Below are 14,076 nucleotides of genomic sequence, written 5' to 3' on the forward strand. Positions count from 1 at the left end.
ATGGCGCACATTCCGGAACGGCGCTCGCTCGGGCGCAGGCTCAAGCCTTACTTCGCGGTCTTCGACGGCCCGCTGGCCCTGATCCTGTTCCTGCTGCTGTGCACGGGCCTGGTCACGCTGTCGTCGGCCGGGCACGACTTCCCGGGCCGCCTGGAAGGTCAGATGCGCAACATCCTGGTCGCCTTCGTGATCATGTGGGTGGCGGCCAACGTGCCGCCGCAGACGCTGCTGCGCCTTGCGGTGCCGGTGTACACGGTGGGCGTGGCGCTGCTCATTGCGGTGGCGGTGGCCGGCACGGTCAAGAAGGGCGCGCGGCGCTGGCTGCACGTGGGCGTGGACATCCAGCCGTCCGAGATCATGAAGATCGCCATGCCGCTGATGCTGGCGTGGTACTTCCAGTTCAAGCAGGGCGTGGTGCGCTGGCACTCGTTCATCGTCGCCGCGGTCCTGCTGGTGATTCCCGTCGGGCTGATCGCCAGGCAGCCGGACCTGGGCACCTCGCTGCTGGTGCTGGCACCTGGCTTTTACGTGATCTTCCTGGCCGGCCTGTCGTGGAAGGCGCTGATCGGGCTGGCCGCCGCCGCCGGGGCCAGCCTGCCGGTGGTATGGTCGATGATGCACGACTACCAGCGCGAGCGCGTGATGACGCTGATCGACCCCACCTCCGACCCGCTCGGCAAGGGCTTTCACATTATCCAGTCCACGATTGCGATCGGCTCGGGCGGCGTTACCGGAAAGGGCTACATGAAGGGCACCCAGGCCTACCTCGAGTTCATCCCCGAGCGCACCACCGACTTCATCTTCTCGGTGTATTCGGAAGAGTTCGGCCTGGTCGGCAACCTGGTGCTGCTGTTCCTGTACCTGCTGCTCATCGGCCGTGGCCTGATGATCGCGGCAAACGCGCCCAACCTGTTCACGCGCCTGCTTGCGGGATCGATCACGATGAGCTTCTTTACTTACGCGTTCGTCAATATGGGCATGGTGTCCGGCATCCTGCCCGTGGTCGGCGTGCCGCTGCCGTTCATGAGTTACGGCGGAACCGCGCTTTTCACACTGGGCCTCGCGTCTGGTATATTGATGAGCATACAAAGACACCGAAAACTGGTGCAGACTTGACTGAACGAGGAGCCTGATGGCCGTTTCGAGAACCCTCCCTACGGTCATCATGCTCTCGGCGTTGATGGCAGGTTGCAGCTCCACCGGAGAGCACCACCGTTTCATTCCCCTGCCGTGGCCGCACAAGTCGGCCAAGGACCACAAGATCGATCCCGACCTGCCGGCGCTGCCGCCTGCCGGTTCCGGCCGCGGCGGCTATTACCAGGACGACGGCCCCGGCGAGAATCCGCCGCCGGGCCTGCGCGACGTGCCCGACGCCGAGGTCAAGTACGAGCCGTACGCGAAATTCGCGAACAAGCCATACTCGGTGTTCGGCCAGACCTACACCCCGCTGATCAACGACGAGCCGTTCACGCAGCGCGGCGTAGCCAGCTGGTACGGCGTCAAGTTCCATGGCCAGCGCACGTCCTCGGGCGAGCTGTACGACATGTACAAGATGACGGCGGCGCATCCGGTGCTGCCGATCCCGTCGTACGCGCGCGTGACCAGCATGGAAAGCGGCAAGTCGGTGGTCGTGCGCATCAACGACCGCGGGCCCTTCCATTCCGACCGCATCATCGACGTGTCGTACACGGCGGCGCTCAAGCTGGGACTGTTGGGCAAGGGCAGTCACGAGGTCAAGATCGAGCGCATGTTCCCCAACGACCCGGCGCGCATTGCGACCACGCGGCGCGAAGCCACGTCCGCCGCGCAGGCGGTGCCGGCGCCGCCGTCGATTGCGGCCCTGATGCTGGAGGACCGCATGGAGCCGGAGCCGGCGCCGGTGGCGCAAAGCGCGCCCCCGAGCGGCTTCTACCTGCAGCTGGGATCGTTCAGCAAGGCCGGCAAGGCGCAGGAGATGAGCGAGCGGCTGGTACAGGCCGGGCTGTCGGCCGATTCGCTCAAGGTGATCGCAGCCGGCGCCGTGAACAGGCTGCTGCGCGGGCCGTTCAGCACGCGCGAGCAGGCGCAGAAGGCGGTGGCGGAACTGCCAGCGGGATTCGGGATCAAGCCGATCATCGTGCGGCGCTAGCGAAGCAGCGTAGGGTGGGCGGATTCCGCCCACGCGTTCAGCCAGAGCTTGTGGCACCGAACGGTCTGCCCTGGTTGGACGCGTGGGCAGGAAACCTGCCCACCCTACGTTATTTGCAGGCGCGCACGTCGGCGCTGTCGTAGCGGTCGGCGATGTCGACGATCTTCGCGCGCGTATCGGCATCGATGCCGCGGAACTGGTACACGGTGCGGTTGCTGACCGGCCCGCGCGGGGCGATGCGCGCGCTGCGCACTCCTTGTTTGGCCAGCGACGCGAGCATGGCCTGGGCCGATGCCTCGGACTTGAACAGCCCCAGCGAGATGCCGTACTTGTAGGGCGAATCGCCCGGGATGATGAAGAAGTTCGTCACGCCCATCGAACGCAGCTCGGCCGCCTTGCGGTCGGCGGCCTCCTTGCTGCCCTGGCTCGGGATGTACACCAGCCGGCTCGTCACTTCCTGGAACGGCACGGTCACGTGCGTTTCGTGCTCGCCCAAGTCCAGCTTGGCCAGGCGCGCCTGGAAGCGGCGCTCGTCGGCGGGGGACAGCGGACCGACTTCGGTACAGGCCACCACGGCCACCGGCGGGGCGCTGGCTGCGGGCGCGGAGGCGGCGGCCGGCGCGGATGCTTCGCTCGAGGCCGCCGCGGCGCTGGCGGCCGCCGCCTGCGCCTGCTCGGCCGTGACCATTTGCACGCGCTGCGGCTCGAGCTGGTTCTTGACGCGCGCCGGTTCGTGTTCCTCGCTTTTCACGTTGCCGAGATAGCCCTTGGAGTAAGCGAACAGCACGGCGTTCAGGCCGAGCAGGATCCAGAAGACGAATTTGAGCACGGTCTATTCCTCCATCTGTGCGGCGCCAGCGGCGGCCGCGTGCAAACCCACCAGCACCATATTATCGGCCAGCCGGTGCGGGATGTTGAGCGAGGTGGATATCCACGGCGCCGCGCCGCCAGACACGATGCAGCGTTCGGCCTGGTGCGCCCGCACTGCGCGTTCGATGGCGCCGGCCTGCGCCGACAGGCAGCCCGAGACGATCGCATCGTCGGTATTGTCGGCGAACAGCGGGGGCGGCGCGGCGCCTGGCGCCACCTGCGGCAGCTGGGCCGTGTTGTGGGCCAGGGACGAAGCCATCAGCGCCAGGCCCGGCAGGATCATCCCGCCGATGAACACGCCGTCGGCGCTGACCGCGTCGATCGTGGTGGCGGTGCCGCAGGTGGCCACCACCAGCGCCCGCCCCGGTTCCAGCGCGCGCGCGCCGATCGCGGCGGCGAAGCGGTCGCAGCCAAGCTGGGTCGGGTTGCGATAGCCGTTCGTGAGTCCGGCGCGGTGCGCGCTCGACGCGAACCACTCCGTCGGCACCGTCGGCAGCAGCGCGCCGAGCCGCGCGCGCAGCTCTGCTCCCGCCACGTTGGAGATGATGGCGCGCGCGATGTGCATGCCCTGCCAGGACTGCGACAGCGTGTCGAGCGCGGCGTGCGCGACCGCCCCTTGCGCCAGCCACTCGCCCGGGGCCGCCGCCATGTCGGCCAGCGCCCACTTGACCCGCGTGTTGCCCGCGTCCACCAGCAGCAGCATCGTCACTCCTTCAGCCGCAGCGAGACGTCGCCGGCGGCGATCGCGATGCGGCCCTCGCTGGTGTCGAGCAGCAGCCGGCCCGTGTCGTCCACGCCGGCGGCCACGCCTTCGTGCAGCACTGCGCCGCGGTCGAGGATGCGGACCGTGTCGCCCTGGTAGGCGTGCAGCAGGTTCCAGCGCGCGGCAAAGGCGGAAAACCCGGTGCGTTCGAACTGGCGCAGCATTGCGGCCAGGCCGTCCAGGAGCGCCGCTATCAGTTCGTCGCGGTCCATGCGCGCCAGCCACGGGACGGCGGACACGGCGCGTCCGATCTCGCGTTCGAGTTCGTCGGGCATCACGAGGTTCAGGCCCACGCCGATCACGGCCCAGATCCCCGGGCCCGGCGCGGCCGCCGTCTCGATCAGGATGCCGGCCAGCTTGTCGCCATCCTTGAGCAGGTCGTTCGGCCACTTCAGGCGTACCTGCACGCCGAGCCGGCCGAGCGTTTCGGCCAAGGCCACGCCCACCGCCAGCGGCAGTCCGGACAGCGCCTGCGGCCCGGACTCGAACTTCCACGCCAGCGAAAAGGTCAGCGAATGGCCGGGCGCTGACAGCCAGCTGCGCCCGGCGCGCCCGCGCCCCGCGGTCTGGTTCTCGGCCACCAGCAGCAGCGGCTGCGCGAGAGCGCCTGCGCGCGCCAGCAGGTCGACGTTGGTCGATCCGGTTTCAGGCACCACTTCGACTTGCACGCCGCTCGTGGACAGCGCGGCGATCGATGCGGCGTTCATGGCGCCGCCTTGCGCGCCTTGCGCGGCGCCTTGTGGAACAGGGCGTCGTACAGCGGATTGGGCAGCAGCCGCAGCAGCTTGGCGACGACGCCCATCTGCCACGGGATGACACGGTAGCTGTCGCCGCGGCCGATGGCGCGCACCGCCAGTTCGGCGAAGCGATCCACCGGCATCAGGAAGGGCATCGGGTATTGGTTGTGACGGGTCATTGGTGTATCGATGTATCCCGGCGCGATGGTCACGACCGGGATGCCATGTTGCTTCAGTTCGAGCCGCAGCGACTCGCAGTACGAGATGACCGCCGCCTTCGATGCGCTGTAGGCGCCGGCGCCGGGCAGGCCGCGGATGCCGGCCACGCTGGCGATACCCACCAGCCGGCGCGGACCCGGCTGGGCCTTCATCGCCTCGACGAAGGGAGCGAAGGTGGCCACGGTGGCGTTGACGTTGGTGGCGAACACGGCGTCGAACACGCCAAGGTCTTCCGCGCGGTCGGTGAGCGTGCCGTGCGAGATGCCGGCGTTGGCGATCACGATGTCGGCGCCGCCGAGCGCGCCGATGAAGTCCTGCGCGGCGGCCGCCAGCGCAGGACGGTCGAGCACGTCGAGCGCGTACACGCGGTGGCGTTCGGGATTGGGCAGGCTGGCGGCCAGTTCTTCCAGCAGTTCGCGGCGGCGCGCGGCCAGGCCAAGCGTGGCGCCTTGCTGCGCGTAGCGGCGCGCCAGCGCGGCGCCGATGCCGCTCGATGCGCCGGTGATGAACACACGGTCCATGCTGCCGGCGGCATGGGTCATTTCTTGTCCGCTTTCGCGCGTGCGACCAGGTAGTCCATCACCTGCAGCGCCTCCTGCTGCATCTGGCTCTCGGCGACCTGTTCGGTTTGCCCCAGGTGGGCGTGGTAGGGCGAGGTCAGGTAGCGGCCGCCGACGGCGACCATCGGCCACTGGTTGATGCCGTAGGCCTGCATCTTGGCGTTGGCCTGGTACATGCGCGCCTGCACGCCGTACGAACGGTAGGTGTCGATGAAACGGGCGCGGTCGATGCCGGCCTTGCTCGCCCAGTCGAACACGGCTTCGTCGGTATTGAGCGGCAGGCGGCTTTCGTGCATCGCGGCGAACACCTTGGCGTGGTACTGCTCCAGCAGGCCCAGCGCCTCGAGCGTGTAGAACAGGCGCTGTTGCGGCAACACGTTCATGTCGCGCGTGATGTGCACGCGCTTGAACACGATGTTCGCGCCCTGCTTTTTGACCCAGGCCGCCAGCACCGGCTCGAAGGCGTTGCAGTGCGGGCAGTAGTAGGCGAAGAACTCGGTCACTTCGACCTTGTCGCCGGCGTCCGTCGGCTGCGCGGCCGGCAGCACCAGGTATTCGACGCCGGCCGCGGGCGCATTGGGGGAGGCGCCTGCGGCCGAAACGAAGCCGAGCAGGGCGCAGGCGATCAGCAGGCGGCGCAGCAGGCGCATGGGAAGCTCCCTATTTCTGGTTGCGGACGATGGCCACGTCCACGCCGCTGTCGAGCAGCTTGGCCCTGGCCTTGTTCATTGCCTCGACCTGGTTGTACGGGCCCATGCGCACGCGGTGCAGCACGCCCGAATCGCTGGTGCGGTCGCTGATGCTGGCCTCGAAGCCGAGCAGGGCCAGCTTGGCCTTGGCGCTTTCGGCGTCGGCCATTTCGCGGAACGCGCCGGCCTGCAGGTAGTACACATAGCCGTCGCCGCCGGCTGCCGGGGCCGCGGCGGGGGCGGCAGGCGCAGGTGCTGGCGCGGCGCGCGGCGTCTCGGCCGCCGCTTGCGGCGCCGGCTCCTTCATGCCGGCGATCGCGGTGCCCAGCGGGTCGGCGTCGGCCGCGTTGCCGCTGCGGGCGGCGCGCGCGCTCAGTTCCTTGTTCGCTTCGCGCGCGGCGTCGCGGTTGCTGTACAGCGGCTTGTTCGGGTCGGTCGCCTGGCCCGGCTCCGGGTCTGCCGGGCGGCCAGTCTTGACCGCCTTGTCGGTGAACGGCGAGGCGCCTTTGGTGATCGCCAGCGCCACCGCCACCGCGATGGCAAGGCCGATGATCAGGCCGATGATGATGCCGGTGAGCGTGCTGCCACGCTGGCGGCTGTGGAGTGGGTGCTGGACGGTCATTGACGCCTTCTCTGGTTACATCTTGTTGGGTGCGGATACGCCGATCAGGGCCAGGCCGTTGCGCAGCACCTGGCGGGTTGCCGCCAAGAGTGCCAGGCGCGCCAGCTTGAGCGCCTCGTCGTCCACCAGCACGCGCTCGGCGTTGTAGTAGCCGTGCAGTTCGCCGGCCAGCTCGCGCAGGTAGAACGCGACCTGGTGCGGGCCCAGTTCGGCCAGCGCGCGCTCGAGCATTTCGGGGTAGGCGGCCAGGGTGGCCAGCAGCGTCGCTTCGCGCGGGGCGGTCAGCGGGGCCAGGTCCACGCCCGCCAGCGCCGCTTCATCGCCGCCCCACTGCGCCAGCACCGAACAGATGCGGGCATGGGCGTACTGCACGTAGTACACCGGGTTCTCGTCGCTGGTCTTGAGCGCCACGTCCACGTCGAACACGAATTCGGTATCGGCCTTGCGCGAGATGAGGAAGAAGCGCACCGCGTCGCGCCCGCGCGTGATGTCGCCGTTGCCCGACCATTCGATCAGGTCGCGCACGGTTACGTAGGAGCCGGCGCGCTTGCTGATCTTGACCTCTTCGCCGTTCTTCATCACGGTGACCATCTTGTGCAGCACGTAGTCGGGGTAGCCCTGCGGGATGCCGATGTTCACCGCCTGCAGGCCGGCGCGCACGCGCGCGATGGTGCCGTGGTGGTCGCTTCCCTGCACGTTGATCGCCTTGGTGAAGCCGCGGCGGAATTTCTCGATGTGGTAGGCCACGTCCGGCAGGAAGTAGGTGTAGGTGCCGTCGGACTTGCGCATCACGCGGTCCTTGTCGTCGCCGTAGTCGGTGGTCTTGAGCCACAGCGCGCCTTCCTGTTCGTAGGTCTTGCCCGAATCGACCAGCGCCTTGACGGTCGCCTCGACCTTGCCGTCGGTGTAGAGCGAAGACTCGAGGTAGTAATTGTCGAACTTGACACCGAAAGCCTGCAGGTCGATGTCCTGCTCGTTGCGCAGGTAGGTCACCGCGAAGCGGCGGATCGATTCGAGGTCGTCGGTGGCGCCGCTGGCGGTGGCCGGCTGGCCATCGCTGGCCGAGACGGTCTTCCTGGCCAGGAAGTCGTCGGCGATGTCCTGGATGTAGTCGCCGTTGTAGGCCGACTCGGGCCATTCCGTGTCGCCCGGACGGAAGCCCCGTGCGCGCGCCTGCACCGAGTTGGCCAGCGTGAGAATCTGTACGCCCGCGTCGTTGTAGTAGAACTCGCGCGTGACCTGGTGGCCCTGCGACTCGAACAGCGACGACAGCGCGTCGCCCAGCGCGGCCTGGCGGCCGTGGCCCACGTGCAGCGGGCCGGTCGGGTTGGCGGACACGAATTCGATGATCACGTGCTTGCCGGTGCCGGCGGTGCTGCGGCCGTAGCCCTCGCCCTGCTGCAGGATGGTGCGCACCACCGACTGCTTGGCACTGGCCGCCACGCGCAGGTTGATGAAGCCGGGGCCGGCCACGTCGGCCGATTCCACCAGCCCCTGTGCGGCGGGCTCGGCAAGCAGGGCGGCGACCAGGCGCGTGGCCAGCTCGCGCGGGTTGGTCTTGAGCGGCTTGGCCAGCTGCATGGCGATATTGCAGGCGATGTCGCCGTGCGACGGGTCGCGCGGGCGCTCCAGGACGATATTCGGGGTCAAATCGCTGCCGGCGATGATCGGCGCAAGGGCGGCCTGGAACAGGGCAGCGATTTCTTGTTTTTGTTGGGCGAGCATGGTGGTTCGTCTGTAAAGGGTTCGGGCCGTGGCCGCGCCACAGGCAAAATATCGTCCATTATACTGGTTTGCCGCAGCGCCGAATACCGCCAGGGCGCGCCGCGGCGCGACGGTTTAAGCCTGGCCAAAGGCGAAGCCGGTACAATGGCCGTCCTTTATGCATCCACGATCGCCATGACCGAAAAGCGCCCGACGCTCACCCTCAAGCCCCGGTCCAAGGCCGCGCCCGCCAAAGCGGGGCCGGCCCGCGCCGGGCAGTCGAAAGCCGCCGGGCCGAAGCCGGGGCCGGGCAAGCCGGCCGGGCCAAGGCCGGCTTCGCCAAAGCCGGCGCGGCCGGCACCGGCTGCCGCCGCGCCGCAAGCCGAGCTTGGGCCGCGACTGCGCCACAGCTACGAGGTCAAGGCGGTCCACCAGCTCGACTTTTGCCCCGAGCTGCCGGGCGATTCGCTCGCCTTTGCGCTCCTGGGCGCGGCCAGCAGCGTGGCCCGGGTGCGTGCGGGAAGCGCGCTGCCGCAGGCGCTGGCCGCCGTGTTTGCGGCCTTCGACGCCGAGCCGCAATCGCGCGGCGCGATCCAGGACATCGCCTACCGCGCCATGCGCCAGCTCGGCCGCACCGACGCGCTGATCGGCCTGATGACGTCCAAGGCGCCCGAACCGCCGATGCTGGCCGGGTTGCTGGGCTGCGCGCTGGCGCTGCTGGACCCGCCGGCCGGCGAGGCGCCACCCTACGAAGCCTTCACGGTGGTTGACCAGGCCGTGCGCGCGGCCGCCGCCCACCCCGACTTCGCCCATGCCAAAGCGATGGTGAACGCGGTGCTGCGCCGCTTCCAGCGCGAGCGCGACGCCCTGCTGGCCGACGCGCTGCGCGAGCCGCCGGCCCGCTGGAATTACCCGCAGTGGTGGATCGACGCCACCCGCGCCGCCTATCCGGACAAGTGGCAGGACATCCTCGAGGCCGGCAACGTCCACCCGCCGCTGACCCTGCGCGTGAACCGCCGCAAGAGCAGCGTGTCCGACTACCTGGACGTGCTGGCCGGCGCCGGCATCCGCGCGGCGCAGGTCGGGCCGGCGGCGGTGCGCCTGGAGCAGGCCATCAACGTGTCCAGGATCCCCGGTTTTCATGACGGCGTGGTGTCGGTGCAGGACGCCGGCGCCCAGCTGGCCGCGCCGCTGCTGGACCTGCAGGATGGCATGCGCGTGCTGGACGCCTGCGCCGCTCCCGGCGGCAAGAGCGGGCACATCCTGGAGCTGGCCGGCGTGGACCTGACCGCGGTCGACGCCGACCCCGAGCGCCTGCGCCGCGTGGGCGAGAATCTGGGCCGCCTGGGCCTGTCCGCCAGACTGGTCGCGGGCGGGGCGCAGGACCGCGACTGGTGGGACGGCCAGCTGTTCGACCGCATCCTCGCCGACGTGCCCTGCACCGCATCGGGCATTGTGCGGCGCCACCCTGACATCCGCTGGTTGCGGCGTAAATCCGACACGCTCCAACTTGCAACACTTTCGTCCGAAATACTCGACAATGTGTGGCAGATGCTCCGCCCCGATGGTAAATTGCTGTTCGTGACTTGCTCGCTGTGGCCCCAGGAATCGGAGGCGCAGGCGGCCGCGTTCGCGGTTCGCCACGGCGCGATCCGGCTGGACGCGCCCGGCCAGCTCCTTCCGGCCAGTGCCGCCGGAGAGGATCATGACGGTTTGTTCTACGCCCTGTTCCAGAAGCGGGCGTAGCCGGTCTCTGACAACAAGTACTAACTAATAGGCACTGGCCCCACTCGTGATCGTACGCTTATTACGCCTTCTCGCCTGCCAGCTCCTGCTGGCGTTCGCGTGCGCGCAGGCGCAGGCGTCCGACGGGATCGACATCACGCGCGCGGTCATCGAGTCCTCCGACGACGGCTACCGCCTGAACGCCGCCTACGCGTTCGAGCTGCCGCACGGGCTGGAAAACGCGCTGCAGCTGTCGGTGCCGCTGTACTTCACCACCGAGATCGAGCTGACCCGCCCGCGCTGGTGGTGGACCGACGAGAAGGCGGTCTCGCAGCGCCAGACCATCAGCATCAAGTACGACGTGCTCACCCGGCAGTACCACGTGCGGGTGATGGGCAGCGTGCAGCAGAGCTTTCCCACCCTGGATGAGGCCTTGTTCATGATCCGCCGCAGCCGCTGGCTGATCGCGCCCAAGGGCGCGCTCAAACCCGGCGAGACGTACAATGTCACGCTGCGCATGTTCATGGACCGCGAATACCTGCAAAAGCCGCTGCAGGTGAATGCCTTCAACAACTCCGACTGGCGGCTCACGTCCAGCAAGAAAACCTTCACCTATAAGGCAGAGTAAAGCGTGAACCAGGCTTTCCGCTATGCGTTGGTGGTCGGCGCGGCGATCGTCTCCATCCTGCTGTTCCTGCTGGCCTCCGCGTCCGACAACTCCGGTTTCTTCGACCGCAACTACTCGTGGCTGCTTGGGCTCAATGCCGTGACGGCGGCCGGCATGCTGGTGCTCGTGATCGTGGCGCTGGTGCGGCTGGTGCGTCGCTACCGGGCGGGCAAGTTCGGCTCCAGGCTGATGGCGCGGCTGGTGCTGCTGTTCGCCGTGATTGGCATCCTGCCGGGACTGGTCATCTTCATGGTCTCGGTGCGTTTCGTGTCGCACTCGATCGAGTCCTGGTTCGACGTGAAGATCGAGGCGGCGCTCGAATCGGGGCTGAACCTGGGCCACGCCGCGCTGGACGAGGCGCTGTCCGAGCTGTCGGCCACCGCCGAGAGCACCTCGGCTGCATTGGCCGGGCAGAGCGACCTGCACGCCAAGGCGGTGCTCAGGCGCGCCGTCAACGACACCTCCGGCATACAAAGCGCCATTCTGCTCGACGCCGAAGGCAAGGTGCTGGCTGTCGCGTCCAGCACGCGCGGGGCCGACCTGTCGGCCGACCTGCCCACGCCCGCGATCCTGCGCCAGGCCGGCATGCCCGCCGGGTACGCGCACGCCGAGGGCGGCATCGAGCGCGACTTCCGCGAGGCGCCCGGCGAAGGCAATGCGCTGGACGCGGCCACCGGGCTGCGCCTGCGCGTGGTGCGCGCGGTGCCCGAGCCGCCGGGCGCCGCGCCGCGCTACCTGCAGTTGCTGCAGTCGGTGCCGGTCAACCTGGCCTCCAACGCCGAGGTGCTGCGCACCGCGTACAGCGAATACCAGGAGCGCTTCGTGGCACGTGTCGGTTTGCGCAAGATGTACCTCGAAACGCTCACCCTCACGCTGCTGCTGGCCATGTTCGGCGCGCTCGCCAGCGCTTTCCTGATCGCCGAAAACCTGGCCCAGCCGCTCCTGGTGCTGGCCGAGGGCACGCGCGCGGTGGCCGAGGGCGACCTGTCGCCGCGCCCGATCGTCGAAACGAAGGACGAGCTGGGCACGCTGACGCAGTCGTTCAACGCCATGACCGGCCAGCTGTTCGAGGCCAGGAGCGCGGTCGAGCGCAACCGCGCCGCGCTGCAGTCGGCCAAGGCGCACCTGGAATCGGTGCTGGCCAACATGTCCGCCGGCGTGATCGTGATGGATGCCGACGGCGTGGTGGTCAACACCAACGACGCTGCGCACCGCATCCTGCAGGTGGAGGCGGGCGCGCTGGCCGACCGGCCGCTGGACGAGATCGAGGGGCTGGAAGGCTTGGCCGGCATCGTCAACCGCGCATTTTCGGCCCAGAGCGCGCAGTCCGCCGCCGGCAGCCGCCTGCACGCGCACTGGCAGCAGCAGATCGAGGTGCCGCGCCGGCCGGGCTCGCCCGAGGACCACGACATCACCCTGCTGGCGCGCGGCTCGCGCCTGCCGGTGGGCGCGGGCAGCGGCTTCATCGTGGTGTTCGACGACATCTCGGACGTGATCTCGGCGCAGCGCTCGGTCGCCTGGGGCGAGGTGGCGCGGCGCCTGGCGCACGAGATCAAGAACCCGCTCACGCCGATCCAGCTGGCGGCCGAGCGCATGCAGATGAAGCTTGCGCCGCACCTGCCGCCCAAGGAATCGGAGTTGCTGGACAAGGGCGCCACCACCATCGTCAACCAGGTGGCCGCGATGAAGCGCATGGTGGACGACTTCCGCGACTACGCCAAGGCGCCGCCGGCGGTGCTCGAGCCGCTCGACCTGAACGCGCTGATCGAGGAGATCCTGCGCCTGTATCAGGCGGGCGACGACTCGGACGTGATCCATGCCGCGCTGGCGCCCGGTTTGCCGCACGTAATGGGCGACGCCACCCAGCTGCGCCAGGTGATCCACAACCTGCTGCAGAACGCGCAGGACGCACTGACCGACCGCGGCGAAGGCGCACCTGTGCCGCGCATCGACCTGACCACCGAGGCGATCCACTACCAGGGCGCGGACGGCGCCGCCGGCACCGCGGTGCGCATGTCGATCGTGGACAACGGCCCCGGTTTCGCGCCCAAGATCCTGTCGCGCGCGTTCGAACCCTATGTCACGTCGAAGGCGCGCGGCACCGGCCTGGGACTGCCGATGGTCAAGAAGATCATCGACGAACATGGTGGCCGGATCGATATATCGAACCGTGCCGATGGAACCGGCGCTTCCGTGTTCATTTTGCTGTTAAAGTTAGCGCCTGAGGCGAACTTGGCCGCAGCGTAAATCGCGCATAAAATCATGCCTGTTGATGGGTGAGATCTGGAAGGCACACACATGGCGAACATACTCGTAGTAGACGATGAAATGGGAATCCGGGAGCTGCTCTCGGAGATCCTGGGCGACGAAGGCCATGCGATCACCTTGGCCGAGAACGCGCAGCAGGCGCGCGAGGCGCGCGCCGTGGGCGCGCCCGACCTCGTGCTGCTCGACATCTGGATGCCCGATACCGATGGCGTCACGCTGCTCAAGGAATGGCAGCGCGACGGCTTGCTGACGATGCCGGTCATCATGATGTCCGGCCACGCGACCATCGACACGGCGGTCGAGGCAACCCGGATCGGCGCACTGAATTTCCTGGAGAAACCAATCGCGCTGCAAAAACTGCTGAAGGCGGTGCAGCAAGGTCTTACCCGTGCGCAAGAAGTGGCGCGCGCCCCGGCCATTGCCCCGCGCCCGATCGCGGCAGCACCGAGCGAAGAGAGTGTGGCTGCGCCCAGCCCCATGTTCAGCGCGGCGGCGCCGGCGCCGGCCATCAACGGCCGCATGATCGGCATGGCCACCGCCAGCGACGCGCACGGCCATGGTTACACGCTCAGCTTCGACCTGCCCCTGCGCGAGGCGCGCGATGCGTTCGAGCGCATGTACTTCGAGCACCACCTCGGGCGCGAAGGCGGCAGCATGACGCGCGTGGCCGAAAAGACGGGCCTGGAGCGCACCCACCTGTACCGCAAGCTCAAGCAGCTCGGCGTCGAGCCGGGCAAGCTTGCTAAAAAACAAGGATGACCGGCCGGCGCGTGACCACCACCCTGGTCACCGGCCCGTCCTGCCATGACCGCGAGCAGGCGATCGCGGCGCGCCTGCACCACGACGGAGCACTTTCCGCCGTCATTCTCGAAGGCTTGCCCGACGGCCAGCCGGTCCTCGTACCGTCCCCCTCACTGTTGATTGAACGCATCGCTCCCGGTTGCCTGTGCTGCACCGGGAATCTGGTTTTGCGTGTAACATTAAATCGTCTCCTGCGCCGCCGCCCGGCCCGGCTGTTCATCGGGCTGGCGAACGCGGAACATCTTGGTCAGTTGCGATCGTGGCTGTGCAGCGCGCCATACGATCAGCTGTTGGAACTGGCGCCGAATTAGCACTCTTGAAAT

The 14,076-nt window shown here is 68.4% G+C and carries 14 protein-coding genes; 7 read left to right on the forward strand and 7 right to left on the reverse strand.

What is annotated here, in order from left to right; all coding sequences use genetic code 11:
• Together rodA and NX773_RS19905 are read left to right on the forward strand one after the other, a co-directional pair.
• The gene (gene rodA / locus NX773_RS19900) at positions 1–1,116 is read left to right on the forward strand and encodes a rod shape-determining protein RodA (protein WP_258858023.1); all 1,116 of its coding nucleotides are present in this window, start codon (positions 1–3) and stop codon (positions 1,114–1,116) included.
• 16 nt (positions 1,117–1,132) lie between these two features.
• Positions 1,133–2,128, forward strand: coding sequence for a septal ring lytic transglycosylase RlpA family protein (locus tag NX773_RS19905; protein ID WP_258858024.1), 996 nt, complete (start codon positions 1,133–1,135; stop codon positions 2,126–2,128).
• Between the two features lie 109 nt (positions 2,129–2,237).
• Here NX773_RS19905 and NX773_RS19910 read toward each other — a convergent pair whose 3' ends face one another.
• Genes NX773_RS19910 through argS form a run of 7 tightly spaced genes read right to left on the reverse strand, consistent with a single transcriptional unit; the run spans position 2,238 to position 8,313 of the window.
• Positions 2,238–2,957, reverse strand: a complete 720-nt coding sequence (locus NX773_RS19910; protein WP_258858025.1) for an SPOR domain-containing protein — start codon at positions 2,955–2,957, stop codon at positions 2,238–2,240.
• 3 nt (positions 2,958–2,960) lie between these two features.
• Positions 2,961–3,701, reverse strand: coding sequence for a type III pantothenate kinase (locus tag NX773_RS19915; RefSeq protein ID WP_258858026.1), 741 nt, complete (start codon positions 3,699–3,701; stop codon positions 2,961–2,963).
• A 2-nt stretch (positions 3,702–3,703) separates the two neighbouring features.
• Positions 3,704–4,468 carry a biotin--[acetyl-CoA-carboxylase] ligase gene (locus NX773_RS19920; RefSeq protein ID WP_258858027.1) on the reverse strand — a complete coding sequence of 255 codons (765 nt, stop codon included), beginning with the start codon at positions 4,466–4,468 and terminating at the stop codon, positions 3,704–3,706.
• Entirely contained in the window at positions 4,465–5,259 is a 795-nt protein-coding gene (locus tag NX773_RS19925) for an SDR family oxidoreductase (RefSeq protein WP_258858028.1), read from the reverse strand. The genes NX773_RS19920 and NX773_RS19925 overlap by 4 nt, the downstream gene beginning before the upstream one ends.
• Complete coding sequence (locus NX773_RS19930) at positions 5,256–5,927, reverse strand: thiol:disulfide interchange protein DsbA/DsbL (RefSeq protein WP_258858029.1); 672 nt, start codon at positions 5,925–5,927, stop codon at positions 5,256–5,258. The genes NX773_RS19925 and NX773_RS19930 overlap by 4 nt, the downstream gene beginning before the upstream one ends.
• A 10-nt stretch (positions 5,928–5,937) precedes the next feature.
• On the reverse strand, positions 5,938–6,588 hold the full coding sequence (locus NX773_RS19935; RefSeq protein ID WP_258858030.1) for an SPOR domain-containing protein: 651 nt from the start codon (positions 6,586–6,588) through the stop codon (positions 5,938–5,940).
• A 15-nt stretch (positions 6,589–6,603) separates the two neighbouring features.
• Complete coding sequence (gene argS, locus NX773_RS19940; RefSeq protein WP_258858031.1) at positions 6,604–8,313, reverse strand: arginine--tRNA ligase; 1,710 nt, start codon at positions 8,311–8,313, stop codon at positions 6,604–6,606.
• 144 nt (positions 8,314–8,457) lie between these two features.
• Between argS and rsmB the strand changes: the two genes are divergently transcribed.
• The 5 genes from rsmB to NX773_RS19965 are packed head-to-tail and all read left to right on the forward strand — an operon-like array spanning position 8,458 to position 14,064.
• Complete coding sequence (gene rsmB, locus NX773_RS19945; protein ID WP_258858032.1) at positions 8,458–10,038, forward strand: 16S rRNA (cytosine(967)-C(5))-methyltransferase RsmB; 1,581 nt, start codon at positions 8,458–8,460, stop codon at positions 10,036–10,038.
• 46 nt (positions 10,039–10,084) lie between these two features.
• Positions 10,085–10,645 (forward strand): DUF4390 domain-containing protein, encoded by a 561-nt coding sequence (locus tag NX773_RS19950; RefSeq protein ID WP_258858033.1) that lies wholly within the window; start codon positions 10,085–10,087, stop codon positions 10,643–10,645.
• 3 nt (positions 10,646–10,648) lie between these two features.
• A complete protein-coding gene (locus NX773_RS19955; protein WP_258858034.1) occupies positions 10,649–12,931 on the forward strand; it encodes a sensor histidine kinase in 2,283 nt (760 codons plus the stop codon).
• Between the two features lie 51 nt (positions 12,932–12,982).
• Positions 12,983–13,711, forward strand: a complete 729-nt coding sequence (locus tag NX773_RS19960; protein WP_258858035.1) for a response regulator — start codon at positions 12,983–12,985, stop codon at positions 13,709–13,711.
• Positions 13,708–14,064, forward strand: a complete 357-nt coding sequence (locus tag NX773_RS19965; RefSeq protein WP_258858036.1) for a GTPase — start codon at positions 13,708–13,710, stop codon at positions 14,062–14,064. Before NX773_RS19960 ends, NX773_RS19965 begins: the two co-directional genes overlap by 4 nt.
• The last annotated feature ends 12 nt before the right edge of the window (positions 14,065–14,076 follow it).

This window comes from Massilia solisilvae (assembly GCF_024753215.1).
Classification (GTDB): domain Bacteria; phylum Pseudomonadota; class Gammaproteobacteria; order Burkholderiales; family Burkholderiaceae_D; genus Telluria; species Telluria solisilvae.

Coding starts and splice junctions, on each gene's coding strand:
- rodA (WP_258858023.1), top strand. CDS start 1: ATGGCGCACATTCCGGAACGGCGCTCGCTCGGGCGCAGGCTCAAGCCT.
- NX773_RS19905 (WP_258858024.1), top strand. CDS start 1,133: ATGGCCGTTTCGAGAACCCTCCCTACGGTCATCATGCTCTCGGCGTTG.
- NX773_RS19915 (WP_258858026.1), bottom strand. CDS start 3,701: ATGCTGCTGCTGGTGGACGCGGGCAACACGCGGGTCAAGTGGGCGCTG.
- NX773_RS19920 (WP_258858027.1), bottom strand. CDS start 4,468: ATGAACGCCGCATCGATCGCCGCGCTGTCCACGAGCGGCGTGCAAGTC.
- NX773_RS19925 (WP_258858028.1), bottom strand. CDS start 5,259: ATGACCCATGCCGCCGGCAGCATGGACCGTGTGTTCATCACCGGCGCA.
- NX773_RS19930 (WP_258858029.1), bottom strand. CDS start 5,927: ATGCGCCTGCTGCGCCGCCTGCTGATCGCCTGCGCCCTGCTCGGCTTC.
- NX773_RS19935 (WP_258858030.1), bottom strand. CDS start 6,588: ATGACCGTCCAGCACCCACTCCACAGCCGCCAGCGTGGCAGCACGCTC.
- argS (WP_258858031.1), bottom strand. CDS start 8,313: ATGCTCGCCCAACAAAAACAAGAAATCGCTGCCCTGTTCCAGGCCGCC.
- rsmB (WP_258858032.1), top strand. CDS start 8,458: ATGGCCGTCCTTTATGCATCCACGATCGCCATGACCGAAAAGCGCCCG.
- NX773_RS19960 (WP_258858035.1), top strand. CDS start 12,983: ATGGCGAACATACTCGTAGTAGACGATGAAATGGGAATCCGGGAGCTG.
- NX773_RS19965 (WP_258858036.1), top strand. CDS start 13,708: ATGACCGGCCGGCGCGTGACCACCACCCTGGTCACCGGCCCGTCCTGC.